A 15,287-nucleotide genomic window follows, 5' to 3' on the forward strand; every position below is an offset into this window, starting at 1 on the left:
ACCGGTAAGTTAGATAACGTGAGCGAGCCAGAAGTGGCTGCCCCATTGCTGTTTATCCAGGTGTAATTCAGCTGCGTACCATCCGGTTTGTACACAGTAAAGTAAGTGCTCCCTGGGAAGGTATCGCCACCTACGGACAGATTGATGGTTTGTCCGACCGTACCAGCGAACGTGTAGCTGGCTGCTTGTCCCACCCGCGTCGGACTGAAGTTCAGGGCAGCACCATTGGCGGTCAGGCTACCCGTTGCGTCCGAGCTGACTAACAGATTGAACGCCGCCGCATTGTTCCCTGAATTCACCTGCACCGAGTAGGTGCCGGTCGCTGGCAATACCGGAAACGCATAAGCATTGTCTGGACCCCAAGCATTGAAGCTAGCCAGAGTGCTGCCATCCGGCTTGTTTATCGTGACGGAGATGTAGCCACCCGCTGGGGTCGTGCTGATGCCCGCTAAACCCAACCCCAGGCTTTGACCGGCATTGCCGCTGAAGCTAAACAATCCGTTGCGTCCAGCCGTTAGATTCACAGCCGTCGCAGCGCCATCGACGGTCAGCGCAACGGGTCCATTCAAAGCCACAGAGACGCTGCCGAGGCTACCTGCCGGTGTCACCCTTACTGTGTAGGTGCCCGTAACCGGAAAATTGGACAACGACAGCGAGCCCGAGGTGCCCGCCCCGCTGCCGTAATACACAAAATTGGACGTCAGTGTTGTGCCGTCCGGTTTGTACACAGTAAAGTAGGTGTAACCTGGGAAAGTATCACCCGCCATGGACAGATTTGCGCTCTGTCCAACGGTACCGGCGAACGTGTAGCTAGCCGCTTGTCCCACCCGCGTCGGACTGAAGTTCAAGGCGGCGCCATTAGCAATCAAGCTACCCGTCACGTCCGAACTGACCAACAGATTGAACGTCACCGTGCTGTTCCCTGGATCCACCAACACCGAGTAAGTGCCGGTAACCGATAACAACGGCAGCGCGTAGGCGTAGTCCGGACCCGAAACATTGAAACTACCGAGAGTGCTGCCGTCCGGTTTGTTAATCGTGACAGTGATGATGGTGCTGGCCGGGGGCGTGTTGATGCCCGCTAAACCTAGTCCCAAGCTTTGACCGGCATTGCCGGTGAAAGTGTAGCGCCCATGCTGCCCTGCCATGAGACTAACTGCTGTCGCACTTCCATCGACCGTCAGCGTACCAGTGACTTCTGCCCTAAGTGCTATCGTCAGTTCACCACCGATGCCCCCTGTTGGAATTACCCTTACCAAATATGTACCCGTGGTCGGTAACGTGGTCAACGTCTGTTCGCCCCAACTGGCCACTCCACTGTTGTGGGTTACGGAACCGCTATTCAGCTGCGTGCCGTCCGGTTTATACACATAGAAGCCGGTATCTCGGGGGAAGGTGACGCCGTTCAAGTAGAGGCTCAGATTTTGCCCCGTAGTACCACTAAATGAGTAACTAACCGCTTGCCCGATCCTTGTCGGACTGAAGTTCAGGGCGGGGCCATTGGCAGTTAACACACCCGACAAATCTAGATTCAAAAGCACGCTCAGCGTAGTTGCTGCGGATCCCGCTGTGAGTGTCACTGTGTAAGTACCTGAGACCGGCAAGTAGGGCAATACGCACCCAGCATCCGAAGCCACTGAACACGTCACCAGTGTGGTGCCGGACGGCTGGGTAACCGTTACAGTTAGGTAGCCACCGGCCGGGGTGGTCGCAACACCTGTGAGTCCAAGTTCATAACCTTGCCCTGCTACGCCGGAAAAATTAAAACTAGTTGACTGATTCGGCGCCAAATTGATTGCAATCGGGTTGCTGCCCGCCGGAAGCGAAGGTCCGACGGTAAACGGCGCAGCGCTAGTTACAGTGCCGTTAGTGTTCGTGACTGAAATTGGACCTGTCGTCGCTGAAGTTGGTACAACGACGGAAAGAGAGGTTGCTGTCGCGGTCGCGACAGTTGCCGCGACGCCGTTGAAATTGACTGTGTTATTGGCGGGTGTGGGATTGAATCCGCTGCCATAAATCGTTACCGTTGTTCCCGCAGGTCCGCTGCTTGGTATGAATTCCGTAATAGAAATTGCGGCGCCAGCGTGCTGTTGGCTGGCGAGAATATTGCCAACAACATCGTAGCTGTATTGACTATTAGTGCCATTAAGGGCGACAGCTTCTACGAGTCGCCCAACGGGATCGTAAATGTAGCTAATGCTTGCACCAACAATAAACGATTGCGTAACCTGCGCGGCTGCGCTGTAGCCACTGTTGCCAGCCTGATTCGCGGCAATGATACAGGTACCCGCACCAACCAATGTGACGGTTGTGGCCGATGCCGTACACACCGAAGAGGTGGTTGACGTGAAAGCCACGACCAGCCCAGAACTCGATGTTGCGGACACGGTGAATGGCGTGTCGCCAAGGGTCTTGTTTGCCAGCGCAGCAAAAGTGATGGTTTGGCTACCTGGATTAATGACCACATTGGCAGTGACCTGCGGCGCTGCGTTGTAGTGTGTATTGCCCGCCTGATTGGCGGTGAGCATACATGTGCCGGCGCTCAGTACGTTTGCCGTGCTGCCCGCAACAGTGCAGATTGTCGTTGTGGTAGAAGCGTACGTGACAGGGTTACCCGACCCGCCGCCTGTCGCACTGAGCGTAAAAGTCTTCCCTGTGCTGTACGTGATGGGTGTCGTCGGGGAAAAGCCGGTGATCGTTTGTGCAGTCTTTGCGCTAGCTTCCGGTGCGGCAGATAAAAATGCCAACATCAGCAGAAATGCGCCCAAGCCGACTTGCAGCTTGAGTTTTTGTCTGAACTTTTGCAGGAACATGGCAGCCAATGTCGTCGCAGTAACCACAAGCTGCGTACAAAGTTTTTTGATTTTATGCTGCATTGCCCACCCCTTGTTTTCTATAATTTGTTGGGTGTTGCTTGATCGGCTGTAGCTAAACCGGGTAATACAATACGCAGACTAACGAGATGAAATGGCAACGACAAAGGTTGTCTGTAGGTGGTTTTTAAGAGAGCCACGGACCAGCGTCTCTTAAAAATCTTCGATGGAGGATCCCCTTCAAACAAAACAAAACAAAACAAAACACCTGACAGCTATTTATTCAGCATCTAGGTTGCCTGTTATATTTTTTATTCTTTTGTTGTGTGCAGAGTCTCAGAAAGCTGTGGTGGACTATTCAACGATTTTAAAAATTCCACCAGATCAGATTTTTCGAGAGGGGTCAGAATTAGCGGTCTCCCCGCCTCCGCACTGCGATAATAGAGTTCCAGTTCCACAGCCTCTTCCAGACTCGCAATGCTGCCATCATGCATATAGGGTGCTGTACGCGCGACATTGCGCAAACTAGGGGTACGGAATTTACCGATATCGGCAGGCTGGAATGTCACCGCAAACCGACCAAGCGCCGCGATATCTTTATCGCTAATCACTGTCTGATCGAGATTGGCGCCGCGGTCTCTCGCCTTGATTAAATATTTTGCGATATCGGCGAGCCGAAGTTCGATTTTTTTCAGTCCAATGCTTAAACTGTGAAATTCGTTGTCGGTAAAAAGGGCATGCGTCTTTTCGATCGTGTGACAGGTCGCACATCCTGCCCTACCTCGGAACAATGACAACCCGTTCACAGCACTTCTTGACAGTGCTGTTCGGTCACCTTGAAAAAAGTATTGGTCGAATGGCGAGTTTCCTGCCACAAGCGTACGCTCGAAGCTAGCAATGGCTTGACCGATATGCTTGGCTTCAATCCTACTGGGGGACACTTGGAATGCAGTTTGAAACGCGGAGACATACTCAGGGTCGCTGCGCAAGATTTCAATCAGTGCCTGCTGGTTATTGAGTCCATGCTCGTGCGAATTGACGAAAGGGTCAAGAGCTTGCGCGTCCAGAGAAGGCCGTCGTCCATCCCAAAATTGCGTAACGTTAAACGCAACGTTCATCAGACTTGGCGTATTCCTCGTGCCGAGCTGTCCTCCAATGCCTTTGGCTACGGGCAATCCATCTGAAAACGCGTGTTCGGGGTGATGGCAAGACGCACAGCTTATCGAACCATCTCCACTTAAGCGTTTGTCAAAGAAGAGTTTTTGACCGAGGGCGATCTTGGCAGAAGAAAGAGGATTTTCGACAGGATTGGGAACAGGCGGCAAGCCCAATTTCATGCTGTCTTCGTGCGCTGCCAGACAAATCGGCACGCAAAGCAAGGCACCGAACGTGATCGATAAAATTATTTGCGATAAATAATTCATATCATGCAAAACCATTTGGTGTCCCCAAACGTGTGCCGCTTCAGCGCAGCCAAATCGCGCTGTCCATGGCTTGCTTTAAATTACTGGCAAAGCAATATTTCCTATTTGGAATTGATCCGAAGTATAGTATTCATTAAAAAAACTTCAAGGTTTCAATAAAGGAAATTTACAAATTAGAAAATTTTTCTTTTCCGCATCACAAAATGCTTTTCTTGTACCGATTAGCATGCTAGCCTCCCCCAGTATGTGATTAGCACGATAACAATAGGCCAGCTGACATGGGCAAAAAGTGCGTCAAAGAAATCCCATATTCCCCGCCGACATTTTCAGTAGGCTTCACTCTGCTCGAACTGTTGGTGGTGATTGTCATCATCGGCTTGCTGGCCGCCTACGTGGGTCCCAAATATCTCGGGCAACTTGGCAAGTCTGAAGTCACGATCGCCAAAGCGCAGATCGGGGCTTTCGAAAAGGCCCTCGACACGTACCGTCTCGACGTCGGCCGCTACCCCACCAGTGAAGAAGGCTTGAACGCCCTACTCAACAAGCCGGCCACGGCTACCAATTGGAACGGCCCGTACCTGAAAAAAGACGTGCCGGTCGATCCTTGGGGTAATGCCTATACCTACAAATCACCTGGCAGCAAATCAGAATTCGAGATCGTTTCTTACGGCAAGGACGGTCAGCCAGGGGGCACAGGCGAGAACGCCGATATCACTAACAACTGATTGAGATTGGCAGCATATGCAATTCGATGTTCGCGCCCTGTCGCCTGATCATTTGCTTACCTTGCTCACCGTCGATGCAGCCGATGAAAAAGATGCCCGCCGGCAAGTCGAGGCGCGCGGCTTGTTTCCTTCGGCTGTTACGCCGAAACGTGCAGCACTGCTAGGTGCGCGCAAGAACGCATCAGGACGTCGGCAATTGCCGCTGGTGATGTTCAGTCAAGAGTTACTGGCTTTGCTGCGTGCCGGCCTGTCGATCGTCGAGGGACTCGAAGCCTTGCTGGAGAAGGAAGCCAATTTAGGCGTGCGTGCAATTTTGGGCCGTCTGTTGCTTGGTCTGCGTGAGGGCAAGCGTTTTTCCAGTGTGCTTGCCGAACAGGGCGACCTGTTCCCGCCGTTATATGTCGGCATCGTCAAAGCTGCGGAAGGCACCAGCGATTTGCCGCGTTCACTTGCCCGCTATATCGACTATCAGCAAAGAATCGATAGTGTGCGCGCGAAGATAATCAGTGCGACGATCTATCCCGCCATTTTGCTGCTGGTAGGTGGTTGTGTCTCCTTCTTTTTAATCGGCTACGTTGTACCGCGCTTTGCCGAAGTGTATCAAGGCGCCGGACGTAGCCTGCCATGGATGTCGCAAATCTTGCTGGACTGGGGCCACTTCGCCGCGACGCGCACTAAGACCCTGCTACTAGGAGCGGCCTTGTTGATGTCGACACTTACTCTCGCGTTGCGTCACGTCTTGACCAAAGGTGGCGTGGCCAAGTTGCTGGCGCGTCTGCCAGGTATTGGCGAGCGCGTGCGGATTTACGAACTGTCGCGTTTGTACCTGACCCTAGGTATGCTGCTCGAAGGCGGAATACCTATCGTCGCGGCACTAGAAACCGTACATGGGATGGTCTCACCCGACATAAAGATCCGCCTGCAACGCGCCACCGAAACCGTCCAATCCGGTGATCAGATTTCAACCGGGTTCGAGAGCAATGGCCTGACCACTCCTATCTCGCTGCGCATGTTGCGCGTGGGTGAACGTTCCGGCGAACTGGGATCGATGTTGACGCAATCGGCGGCCTTCTACGATGGCGAGATCAGCCGCTGGATTGATCGTTTTACGCGCGTTTTCGAGCCGCTGCTGATGGCCGCGATCGGCGTCGTGGTGGGCGCGATCGTGGTACTGCTTTACATGCCCATTTTCGATCTGGCCGGGAGTTTTTCGTGAGCGTCGCACTCCTACATCCGTTTGCGCTTGAGCTGGGCCTGCTGCAGCAGGCGCGCGCGCTGGCGGCGCAATCGCAACGTTCGGTGATCCTTGAACTAGAAACCTTGAGCGCCGCCGAACCACGTCAACTGGTACAGGCAATCGCCGCCATTTTCGATCTACGCGTGCTGGAAACAGTCGAGATGTTGGCCTTGGTCCCGGCCTTTGATTTACTGCCGCTGTCACAAGCCATGCAACGTCGCTGCGCCTTGCTGCGCGATGTGCACGGCCAGCTGCTTGGCGTGATCGCCGATCCCTTCGATCCAGACCTGCAAATCTGGTTAGAATCCCAGGCTAAAATACCGAATGCGGCGCCGCTCACACTTTGCCTTGCGCTCCTGGCAGATATCCAAGCCTATTTATCCAAACAGGAAGAGTCTGCGCGGGCGGTAGACAACCTGGCGCCGACCTATGCAGAGAACCGGCGCGACGGCAAGACCGCCGCCGTGCTGTCGTTCGCCTCGGTCAGTGCCGCCGCCAGCCCCGCCGTCAGGCTTGTCAACTCTACGCTCTATGATGCGCTCAAAACCGGCGCTTCCGACATCCATCTGGAGAGCACCGCAGGCGGTCTGGCGGTCAAATACAGGATCGATGGCGTGCTCGATCATGCTACCTCAGTGAACGGCATCGAGACGGCGGAACAGGTAATTTCGCGCCTGAAGGTATTGGCTGAACTAGATATTGCCGAGCGGCGCATCCCCCAAGACGGTAGTTTTCGCGTTGAGGCTGCCGGGCGCGAAATCGATTTGCGTGTTTCCATCATGCCGAGCATCCACGGTGAAGATGCAGTGATCCGTATTCTCGACAAGCGCGCCATGATCGAAGCTTATGGTGCACTAACGCTGGAAGCACTTGGTTTCGACGCCTCCTCGTTAGTCAGTCTGCGTGAACTGGCAGAAGAAGCTTATGGCATGTTGCTGGTAACCGGCCCCACCGGCTCCGGTAAAACCACGACCTTATACGCTGCGCTGACTGAGATTCACAATGGGCGCGACAAGATCATCACGATTGAAGATCCTGTCGAATATCAACTTCCAGGTATTCTCCAAATCCCCGTCAATGAAAAGAAAGGTCTGACCTTTGCGAAGGGCCTGCGCTCCATCTTGCGGCACGATCCCGACAAGATCATGGTAGGCGAAATTCGCGACCGGGAAACGGCGGAAATAGCAGTGCAATCGGCACTCACTGGCCACTTGGTATTAACCACGGTGCATGCGAATAACGTGTTTGACGTATTCGGGCGTTTCAGTCACATGGGGATAGATCCGTATGCCTTTGTATCGGCCTTGAACGGGATTTGGGCCCAACGCTTGGTGCGATTGAACTGTCCGCGTTGTGCAGCCCTGTATGTGCCTACCAACCACGACCTCGCGCGCACCAACCTTACACGCACCGAGGTAGGAGATTTTCAATTCAAGCAAGGCAAGGGCTGCGGCGACTGCCGCGGCACCGGCTACAAGAGCCGCCGCGCAATTGCCGAAATTTTAAGCTTGAATGATGAAATCCGCGAGATGATCATTGAAAAGCGCCCTATCCGCCAAATCAAGGAAACCGCCCGGAAAAACGGTACGCGCAGCCTGCGTGAGGCTGCGCTGGAGCTGGTCAAGCGTGGCGAGACAACCCTGGATGAAATCAAGCGGGTGACCCTACATGCGTAAATGGCCAACTATTCGCTTGCCGGTTGGCAGCGTACGCATCGGATTGTCGAAGACCGGTATCGCCGTGCTCCGCACAGGTGGGCGGCGGCGTACTGTCGTGCTGGCCGACCAGGCTCTAGCCGAAGCGGCGGTCAGCGTTCCAGAGCGACTGGCAACCCAATGCCGCATCATACTGAATGACAGCGCCTGCCGCGGACTGCCACTACGCGTAACGCTGGCCGACAATTGGGCACGATTATTCGTCGTCACCCCGCCGCACAATAGCGCTCGCCTGGATGATTGCCAAGCGGCGGCGTCCATGCGTTTTCAAGCTTTATATGGCACCGTTTTGGACGAGTGGCAGCTGGAAGCCGATTGGGACGCACGGCATCCCTTTCTGGCCTGCGCCGTACCCCGTACGTTAATCTGCGCACTACAGCAGATCGCTCAGGAAAATCAATTGCACCTAGTGGACGTCGCACCGCAATTCGTTCGCATGTGGAACCGTTGGCACAAGACGTTGCGAAACGGGAGCTGGTTTGGCATCGTACAAGACCGGACTTTGGTCCTCGCTGCGATCGCACAACAACGTTTGTGCGCAGTGCGCGCCACAGCCGTTCCGGTTGATGGTGACGCGCGCAGCTGGCTGCAGCAGCAAGTGATGCGCGAAGCCCTGCGCCTGAATTTGCCGCTACCGAAGCAGTTGCAATTGTGCGGCGATCAAGCAAGATACTGGGTCTCGGCAGACCCGTCCGACGAAGTCTTTAATTGTTTCAATCTGGAAGATACGTCCAACATCCGTGACGATAATGCAGTAAGCAATCACGCTCTAACGCCTGAAGTAGCGCTGGCGCGCAGCGGGATGCGATCATGAAGTCCCTGCATATAGACTTTGCACCGCGTACGCTGCGTCGCTGCATGTATCGGACTACTGCATTGACCTGGTTGTTTGGGGGTGTCGGCTTAGCGCTTTGTATCAGCGCTGGGCTGGCCGCACGCACTCTATTGAATAGCAACGCAGCCCAAGAAGCGACATTATCGCACCTCAATGCCGCCCTACAGCGACGCAACGCGCCTAAACCGCTAATAAAACAAGCAGCCATCACGGAGGAACAAGCCGGTGCCGTCAACCATGCTATCGCGCAATTGAATCTGCCCTGGCATGACATGCTGGATGCAGTGCAAGCTGCCACGCCGAACACGATTGCCATGCTGGCATTGGAACCGGACGCCAAGCGCCGTATGCTCCAAGGCACGGCAGAAGCAAAAAACAGCGCCGACATGATCGCTTATATTGAAAACCTGAAGCGCCAGGCCTTCTTTGCGGAAGTGGTATTGACGCGACACGAAATCAATGAGCAAGACCCCGATCGTCCCTTACGCTTCCAGTTTGAAGCAATTTGGGCAAAGGATACCTCATGACACTCGCCTCCCTTGTACAACTTGGCTTGCGTTTGCGTTTGACGTTGATCCGCTACGGCTGGGGTAACAGCTTCGCCGCTGTACTTTGTGTACTGGGCGCTCTCGCCTGGTTGTGGGGCCTACCGCAACTGAAGGCGCAGGCTAACACTCGGAACGCAGCCTTGCTGTATGTACACAAAGCGTTGGGCGCCGCACCGGCAACCGTTCCGGAGCCAGCTCCGTCGAAGGCGGGACAGCGATTGCACGATTTTTACGACACTCTCGGAGAGCAGCATGACACCGAGCGACAGATCGAGACAATGTTTGCGCTCGCCGCCAAGAACGGCTTGATCTTGAGTCAGGCGGAATACAAATTGACTTACGACCGCAACGGCCGCTTCCGCACCTATCGCATACTCCTGCCACTCAAGGGCTCCTATTCGGCGATCCGCCAGTTCTGCGAACAAGTTTTATTGTCCATCCCGTTTGTCTCGCTTGACGAAATGCATTTCAAGCGTGAATCGATCGCCAACCCGCAGCTGGAAGCCAAGCTGCACTTCACTGTATATTTGAATACCCAACGCGACGGCGTTGGTGTCAGCCCAGATCCGTTACAGGAGCGCGAACCGTGAAGCCGCGCCACATCTTGTTAGCCGCCGGCGTGTTGGTCGCCGCCTGGCTCGCATTGTATGGCGACAAGACTCCAAGCGGAGGCATCGCGGAGCCGCTAACACACGGCGCACCAAAGATTAGTACACACGAGGCTGCCTCTGTCAAAGTTACGTCGACATCCACAACTGACACAGCGTCGACCGATGCGCGCTACTCAGACACCGTCGTATCTAAGCAAGAAATCGTTATCCAAGTCTTACGCTCACGCGCAGAACTGATCGGCGGCAGACCTTCCGAAAAGCAGATGGATGCTCTGTTCGACACGCACAGCTGGATGCCGATTCCGTCCCCTCAATCCCCCTTCCCCCCATCGCCGCCGACCGCGCCGCCATTGCCATTTACATTTCTCGGCAAAAAAATCGAAGGTGTGACCTGGGAAGTGTATCTGGCGCGCGGCGAGCAAACCTTTATCGTCCATGAACAGTCGACAATAGACGACAGCTATCGCGTCGATGCTATCCGGCCGCCCACGATGACGCTGACCTATCTCCCGCTTAAGCAGGTGCAATCCCTTTCCATTGGGGGTGTGGAATGATGCTACATCGCTTCACACAACTGTCTAAACTTTCCGCGCATCCTCGCGTAACGTCTCAATTTGCACGCGGCATCAAACTACTCGGTATTGCCCTGACTGGATTCTTATTGGTCGGCTGCGCTGCGCAAATGGCTTTCCGCGACGGCAAAGCGCTGGTGGCTGAGGGGAAGGTGGAAGAAGGTCTGACAAAACTACAAGAGGCAAGCACGCAGGAACCGCACGATGCCGAATATCGTGCGGCCTATCTGCGCGCGCGCGAGCGTGCACTGAGCAGCTACTTGGAGCAGGCGGACCGCTTGGCAGCCAGCGGCCAAAACGATCAGGCTGAACCTTTATATCGCCACGCGCTGGCGCTGGACCCGAGCAATGAACGCGCGCGTGCCGGTCTGCAGACGCTTGACACTGCCAAGCGCCATGCCCTATGGCTACAGGAAGCCAGTACGGCGGTGAACAAGAAGGATGCCGGGAGCGCCAAGTTGAAATTAGCCAATATCTTGACGGAAAATCCCACACATGAACAAGCACGCGCCTTGCAGCGCAGCCTTGCGGAAAACACCACTACTTTGTCGATGGAAGGGCAATTAGCGGCCAAATACAAAAAACCGATCTCAATCGAGTTCAAGGATGTGGCGCTCAAAGTGCTGTTTGAAGTGATCGCACGTACATCCGGGCTCAACTTTCTGTTCGACCGCGATGTCAAAACCGATCAAAAGACGTCGATCTTCCTGAAAAACAGCACGATAGAATCGGTCGTCCACTTTACCCTGCTGACCAATCAGCTGGAGCAACAAGTACTGGATGCCAACACCGTTCTGATCTATCCGAACACACCGGCCAAGCAGAAGGATTACCAGGAAATGGTGGTGCGTAGCTTCTTCTTGGCCAATGCGGAAGCCAAAGCGGTTGCCAACACCCTCAAAACCATTGTCAAATCGCGCGATATCGTGATTGACGAAAAATTGAACTTGCTGATTGTGCGTGATAGCCCGGAAGCAATCAGGTTGGCAGAAAAACTAATTGCGTTGCAAGACGTTGCGGAACCTGAAGTCATGCTGGAAGTTGAAGTACTGGAAATCGCCCACACGCGACTACAGCAGCTAGGCATTCAATGGCCGGCCAGCCTCGGCCTGACACCACTGGCATTGGCTGTTACGCCCACAGCATCGACTGGAACAGGCTCTGGCAGCACAACGGTCACACCTCCCAACAGCTTGTCCCTCAATGACCTGCTGCATCAAAACAGTAGAAGTCTGAGCGCCACAATAGGTACGACCACCGCTAACGCCAATGTGCAGGACACTGACTCCAACCTGCTGGCGAATCCGCGTATTCGCGCACGTAACCATGAGAAAGCCAAGATCCTGATCGGTGAGCGAGTCCCGAATATTACGACCACCTCAACCGCAACCGGCTTTGCATCGGAATCGATCAACTACGTAGATGTCGGCCTGACTCTGAATGTGGAGCCCACCGTCTATCTCGACAATGACGTTGCAATTAAGGTGTCGCTGGAAGTAAGTAACGTGATCAGCCAGATCAAGACGCAGACCGGTTCCACCGCGTACGAAATCGGTACGCGCACCGCGAGCACAGTATTGCGCTTGAAGGATGGTGAAACGCAGGTGCTCGCGGGCCTTATCAACGACCAGGACCGACGATCCGGCAACAAGATTCCGGGGCTGGGAGAAATACCTATCCTTGGCCACTTGTTCGGCAATAGAACCACTGACCGTGAAAAATCTGAGATTGTATTAGCAATCACACCGCATTTGATCCGCAATATCCAGCGTCCGGACGCGACCCAAGCGGAATTCCGGGCGGGTACAGAAAACAGCTTGCGCAATCGTCCCGAGTCACCCAGTGGCGGGCCGAGCGAGTCATCAACGCCCCAGGTTGCTAGCCCTCCCGGTACCGCGACACTGCCGCTGCCGACACCTAATTCGCCGCCAGCACCTCCCCCTGGAACGGGTGCTGCATACAACAGCGGAGGAATCAATAATGGCACTATTAATAATGGCGCGGACGCAATGCCAGCCAGCGCACAACTGTCGTGGCAAGGACCAGCGCAGGTAAAAGTCGGCGGTACGTTGACGCTGAACCTAGCGCTGCAATCGACCCAGCCGATTAGTAGCTTGCCCATATCGATAGCCTTTGACACCAAGGTACTGCAAGCGATTAATATCGTGGAGGGCGATTTCCTTAAACAAGGTGGCGCACAAACCGGTTTCACCAGCCGTATCGATCCCAGCGGTCAAATCCTGATATCCGATGCAGTCCTCAACGGCGGTGGCGCCGGCGCGACCGCTGCTGGAACCGTTACTTCCATCACGTTTCGTACACTGACCGCTGCAGACACCACGCATGTGCAGTTGTCAAACGCTGCACTGTCTGGCGTGGGGGGCGTTCCGATTGCGACCACGCTCCCTGCACCGTATACGGTGCAAGTATTACCATAGTGCTGGAAAAACAGCGATGATTCTCCCTGACACCGTAAATGCTGTGCCTACCCTAGGTAAGGGCCTCCCCCCTTCGGCATGCGCCGCAAGCGGTCAGCAAACGAGGAGCGCGCGCGGCTTTACCTTGATAGAACTATTGGTGACGCTGGCCATCATGGCTGTACTGGCTAGCATTGCGGTACCGGTCGCTCAGGTAGCGCTTCAACGCAGCCAGGAACAGGAATTACGGCGAGCTCTGCGCGAGATACGAAGCGGCATCGATGCCTATCAGCGCGCTAGCGCAGAAGGGCGTATACCGCGTCCAGTCGGCAGCAGCGGCTATCCCAAAGATCTTGATATCCTAGTGGACGGCGTACCCGACCAACGCGATCCGCATCACAACAAAATTTTTTTCCTGCGTCGCATACCGCGCGACCCAATGAATTCGGATGTGGATAGTCTCGAAGCGGCGTCCTGGGGTAAACGCAGTTATGCCAGCGAGGCATCTGATCCTCAGGAAGGCGACGATGTATACGACGTATACTCAACCTCGACCAAAGTAGGTTTGAATGGCCTGGCTTACAGAAAGTGGTGAGCACATGAGACAGCGGCTTAATAGAGGTGTTGGACAACGCGCCTTTACATTGATCGAATTGCTAGTCGTGTTGGCGATCGTCGCATTGTTGCTAACGCTTGCGGTACCGCGCTACTTCCAGAGCATCGACACCTCCAAAGAGACCATTCTTCAGGAAAATCTGCGCGCCACGCGTGAAACCATCGATAAGTTCTACGGCGATACCGGGCGCTATCCAGAGTCTTTAGATGAGCTGGTGGAAAGGAAGTATTTGCGTGCCCTGCCCTACGATCCTGTTACCGGTAGCAATGCCACCTGGATTATCTTGGCGCCGGACGACCCAGAAAAGGGCAAGGTCTATAGCATCAAGAGCGGTGCCCTCGGTAATACTCGCCATGGCCAGGCCTTTGCCGATTTGTAGGAGGTAGCATGAGCAGACGCCTTATGCATGACACGCAATACCACGCGGGGCTCGCCTATCTCAGTTTACTGATCTTATTGGCGATCATTGGTGTGGCGGCCGCGGCAACGTTACAAATGGGCTCCGTATTGCAACGCCGGGAGGCAGAAGAAGAATTATTGGCTATCGGCAGCGAGTTCCGTAGCGCGCTAGTGAGCTACGCAAATGCCACCCCGATAGGCCAGCAAGCCGCTCCGCGTACGTTATCTGATTTGTTGAAAGATCCGCGCTACCCGAGCATTCGGCGCCATCTTCGCAAGCTCTACGCCGATCCGATTAGTGGGAAGCCGGAATGGGGCATTGTGTTATCGATCGATGGGAAAGGCATCGTCGGTGTGTATAGCTTATCGACAGCTACGCCGATCAAGATCGGGAATTTTGATCCGGCGTTCCAGAACTTCGCGGATAAGAAGTCTTACGCCGATTGGGTATTCATGGCGACGACTGCCAATCTGAATCCTCTTAACAGTTCAAATACGCAGCAGTTAGCACGCCCCTTTATTCCGCCGACAAGGTAGATCCGGCTTTCATCGCCCGCAAAGTCGGAACCAAGACTGCCCGCGGCCGATTCAACAACAATTGGACACCCCCTGGATCGACAGACACATTCGAAAGGCGTTATTCCACTATCGGAGGTGTAAATGCAGCAAAAAAATTCACCGAAGAATTCAAGCACGAAGTCTGTCAAGTTATTTACGAGAATCGGTTGCGGTCGTGCGCGCAGCCGCCAATGCCGTGGGCAATGTTGAGAATACGATCTTCTGGTTCAAGAACTATACTTTGCCTACGTTCGACTACAAGACGCCGCAGGATCTAGTTTCTGAAGGACGAACAGAATCGTTGATTCGCTATATTCAATCTCTAGATACCATCTTGCTTTTCGGATTTGATGTCCGGTTGAGGCATACCCATACGGGCCGCTGCCATTGAGACAAAAGCCGCTACGTGCTCGGGCACAGACACACTCGACCCAGTACCACACCGCACGCCCTCAGGCGCCATCGCACCGCTCGACTGCGTAAGTAAGCGCCCGACTTTACGGGGCGGCCGCAATTATGGCGGCTGCGATCAGTTGCTGATCGGTCGTGGCGGGGCTGGTTGCGTTGGGTGCTGGTACGGCCATTACTATACTGATTGCGGACATTCGTAAGTGGAGCGGCTCTGGCAGCACCCGACCCAAGAGGAGGCCCTCCACGGCCATCAAAGCCAACCTTTGTCTTTCTATGACCCAACTTGCATCACATCAAGCGACACGACTTTTCGGATGGGCTGGAGGACCCGGCCCTTATAACCGGCTTGAACTATCATTTCTAGGTCGTCACCCACAAATATCGTGATCGACATTTTGAGACCTTC

The 15,287-nt window shown here is 54.6% G+C and carries 13 protein-coding genes; 11 read left to right on the plus strand and 2 right to left on the minus strand.

The genetic code is table 11. The features are described from left to right. Both BM205_RS17295 and BM205_RS17300 read right to left on the minus strand, forming a co-directional pair. Nucleotides 1-2,876, minus strand: a 2,876-nt coding sequence (locus tag BM205_RS17295) for a beta strand repeat-containing protein (RefSeq protein WP_092416119.1), incomplete at its 3' end; no start/stop codon positions are given. Nucleotides 2,877-3,124: 248 nt separating this feature from the next. Next, nucleotides 3,125-4,252, minus strand: coding sequence for a cytochrome-c peroxidase (locus BM205_RS17300; protein ID WP_217646055.1), 1,128 nt, complete (start codon nt 4,250-4,252; stop codon nt 3,125-3,127). 263 nt (nt 4,253-4,515) lie between these two features. Here BM205_RS17300 and gspG point away from each other — a divergent pair, with 263 nt between their 5' ends. Genes gspG through BM205_RS17355 form a run of 11 tightly spaced genes read left to right on the plus strand, consistent with a single transcriptional unit; the run spans nt 4,516 to nt 14,449 of the window. Further along, nucleotides 4,516-4,962, plus strand: coding sequence for a type II secretion system major pseudopilin GspG (gene gspG / locus BM205_RS17305; protein WP_092416120.1), 447 nt, complete (start codon nt 4,516-4,518; stop codon nt 4,960-4,962). Between the two features lie 16 nt (nt 4,963-4,978). Then, nucleotides 4,979-6,178 (plus strand): type II secretion system F family protein, encoded by a 1,200-nt coding sequence (locus BM205_RS17310; RefSeq protein WP_092416121.1) that lies wholly within the window; start codon nt 4,979-4,981, stop codon nt 6,176-6,178. Further along, nucleotides 6,175-7,875 (plus strand): GspE/PulE family protein, encoded by a 1,701-nt coding sequence (locus tag BM205_RS17315; protein ID WP_092416122.1) that lies wholly within the window; start codon nt 6,175-6,177, stop codon nt 7,873-7,875. Before BM205_RS17310 ends, BM205_RS17315 begins: the two co-directional genes overlap by 4 nt. Beyond that, nucleotides 7,868-8,728 (plus strand): hypothetical protein, encoded by an 861-nt coding sequence (locus BM205_RS17320; protein ID WP_092416123.1) that lies wholly within the window; start codon nt 7,868-7,870, stop codon nt 8,726-8,728. Before BM205_RS17315 ends, BM205_RS17320 begins: the two co-directional genes overlap by 8 nt. Then, nucleotides 8,725-9,276: a hypothetical protein gene (locus tag BM205_RS17325; protein ID WP_092416124.1), complete on the plus strand. Its 552-nt coding sequence runs from the start codon at nt 8,725-8,727 to the stop codon at nt 9,274-9,276. Before BM205_RS17320 ends, BM205_RS17325 begins: the two co-directional genes overlap by 4 nt. Continuing rightward, nucleotides 9,273-9,887 carry a hypothetical protein gene (locus BM205_RS17330; protein ID WP_092416125.1) on the plus strand — a complete coding sequence of 205 codons (615 nt, stop codon included), beginning with the start codon at nt 9,273-9,275 and terminating at the stop codon, nt 9,885-9,887. The genes BM205_RS17325 and BM205_RS17330 overlap by 4 nt, the downstream gene beginning before the upstream one ends. Continuing rightward, nucleotides 9,884-10,462, plus strand: coding sequence for a hypothetical protein (locus BM205_RS17335; protein WP_092416126.1), 579 nt, complete (start codon nt 9,884-9,886; stop codon nt 10,460-10,462). The genes BM205_RS17330 and BM205_RS17335 overlap by 4 nt, the downstream gene beginning before the upstream one ends. After that, on the plus strand, nt 10,459-12,918 hold the full coding sequence (locus BM205_RS17340) for a secretin N-terminal domain-containing protein (protein ID WP_254783934.1): 2,460 nt from the start codon (nt 10,459-10,461) through the stop codon (nt 12,916-12,918). Before BM205_RS17335 ends, BM205_RS17340 begins: the two co-directional genes overlap by 4 nt. 16 nt (nt 12,919-12,934) lie before the next feature. Next, nucleotides 12,935-13,492 carry a type II secretion system protein gene (locus BM205_RS17345; RefSeq protein WP_092416127.1) on the plus strand — a complete coding sequence of 186 codons (558 nt, stop codon included), beginning with the start codon at nt 12,935-12,937 and terminating at the stop codon, nt 13,490-13,492. A 4-nt stretch (nt 13,493-13,496) separates the two neighbouring features. Beyond that, complete coding sequence (locus BM205_RS17350; RefSeq protein ID WP_092416128.1) at nt 13,497-13,892, plus strand: type II secretion system protein; 396 nt, start codon at nt 13,497-13,499, stop codon at nt 13,890-13,892. An 8-nt stretch (nt 13,893-13,900) separates the two neighbouring features. Next, complete coding sequence (locus BM205_RS17355; protein ID WP_175511305.1) at nt 13,901-14,449, plus strand: type II secretion system protein; 549 nt, start codon at nt 13,901-13,903, stop codon at nt 14,447-14,449. Nucleotides 14,450-15,287: the final 838 nt, after the last annotated feature.

It is taken from the genome of Collimonas sp. OK307, from assembly GCF_900113705.1.
Taxonomy (GTDB): domain Bacteria; phylum Pseudomonadota; class Gammaproteobacteria; order Burkholderiales; family Burkholderiaceae_D; genus Collimonas.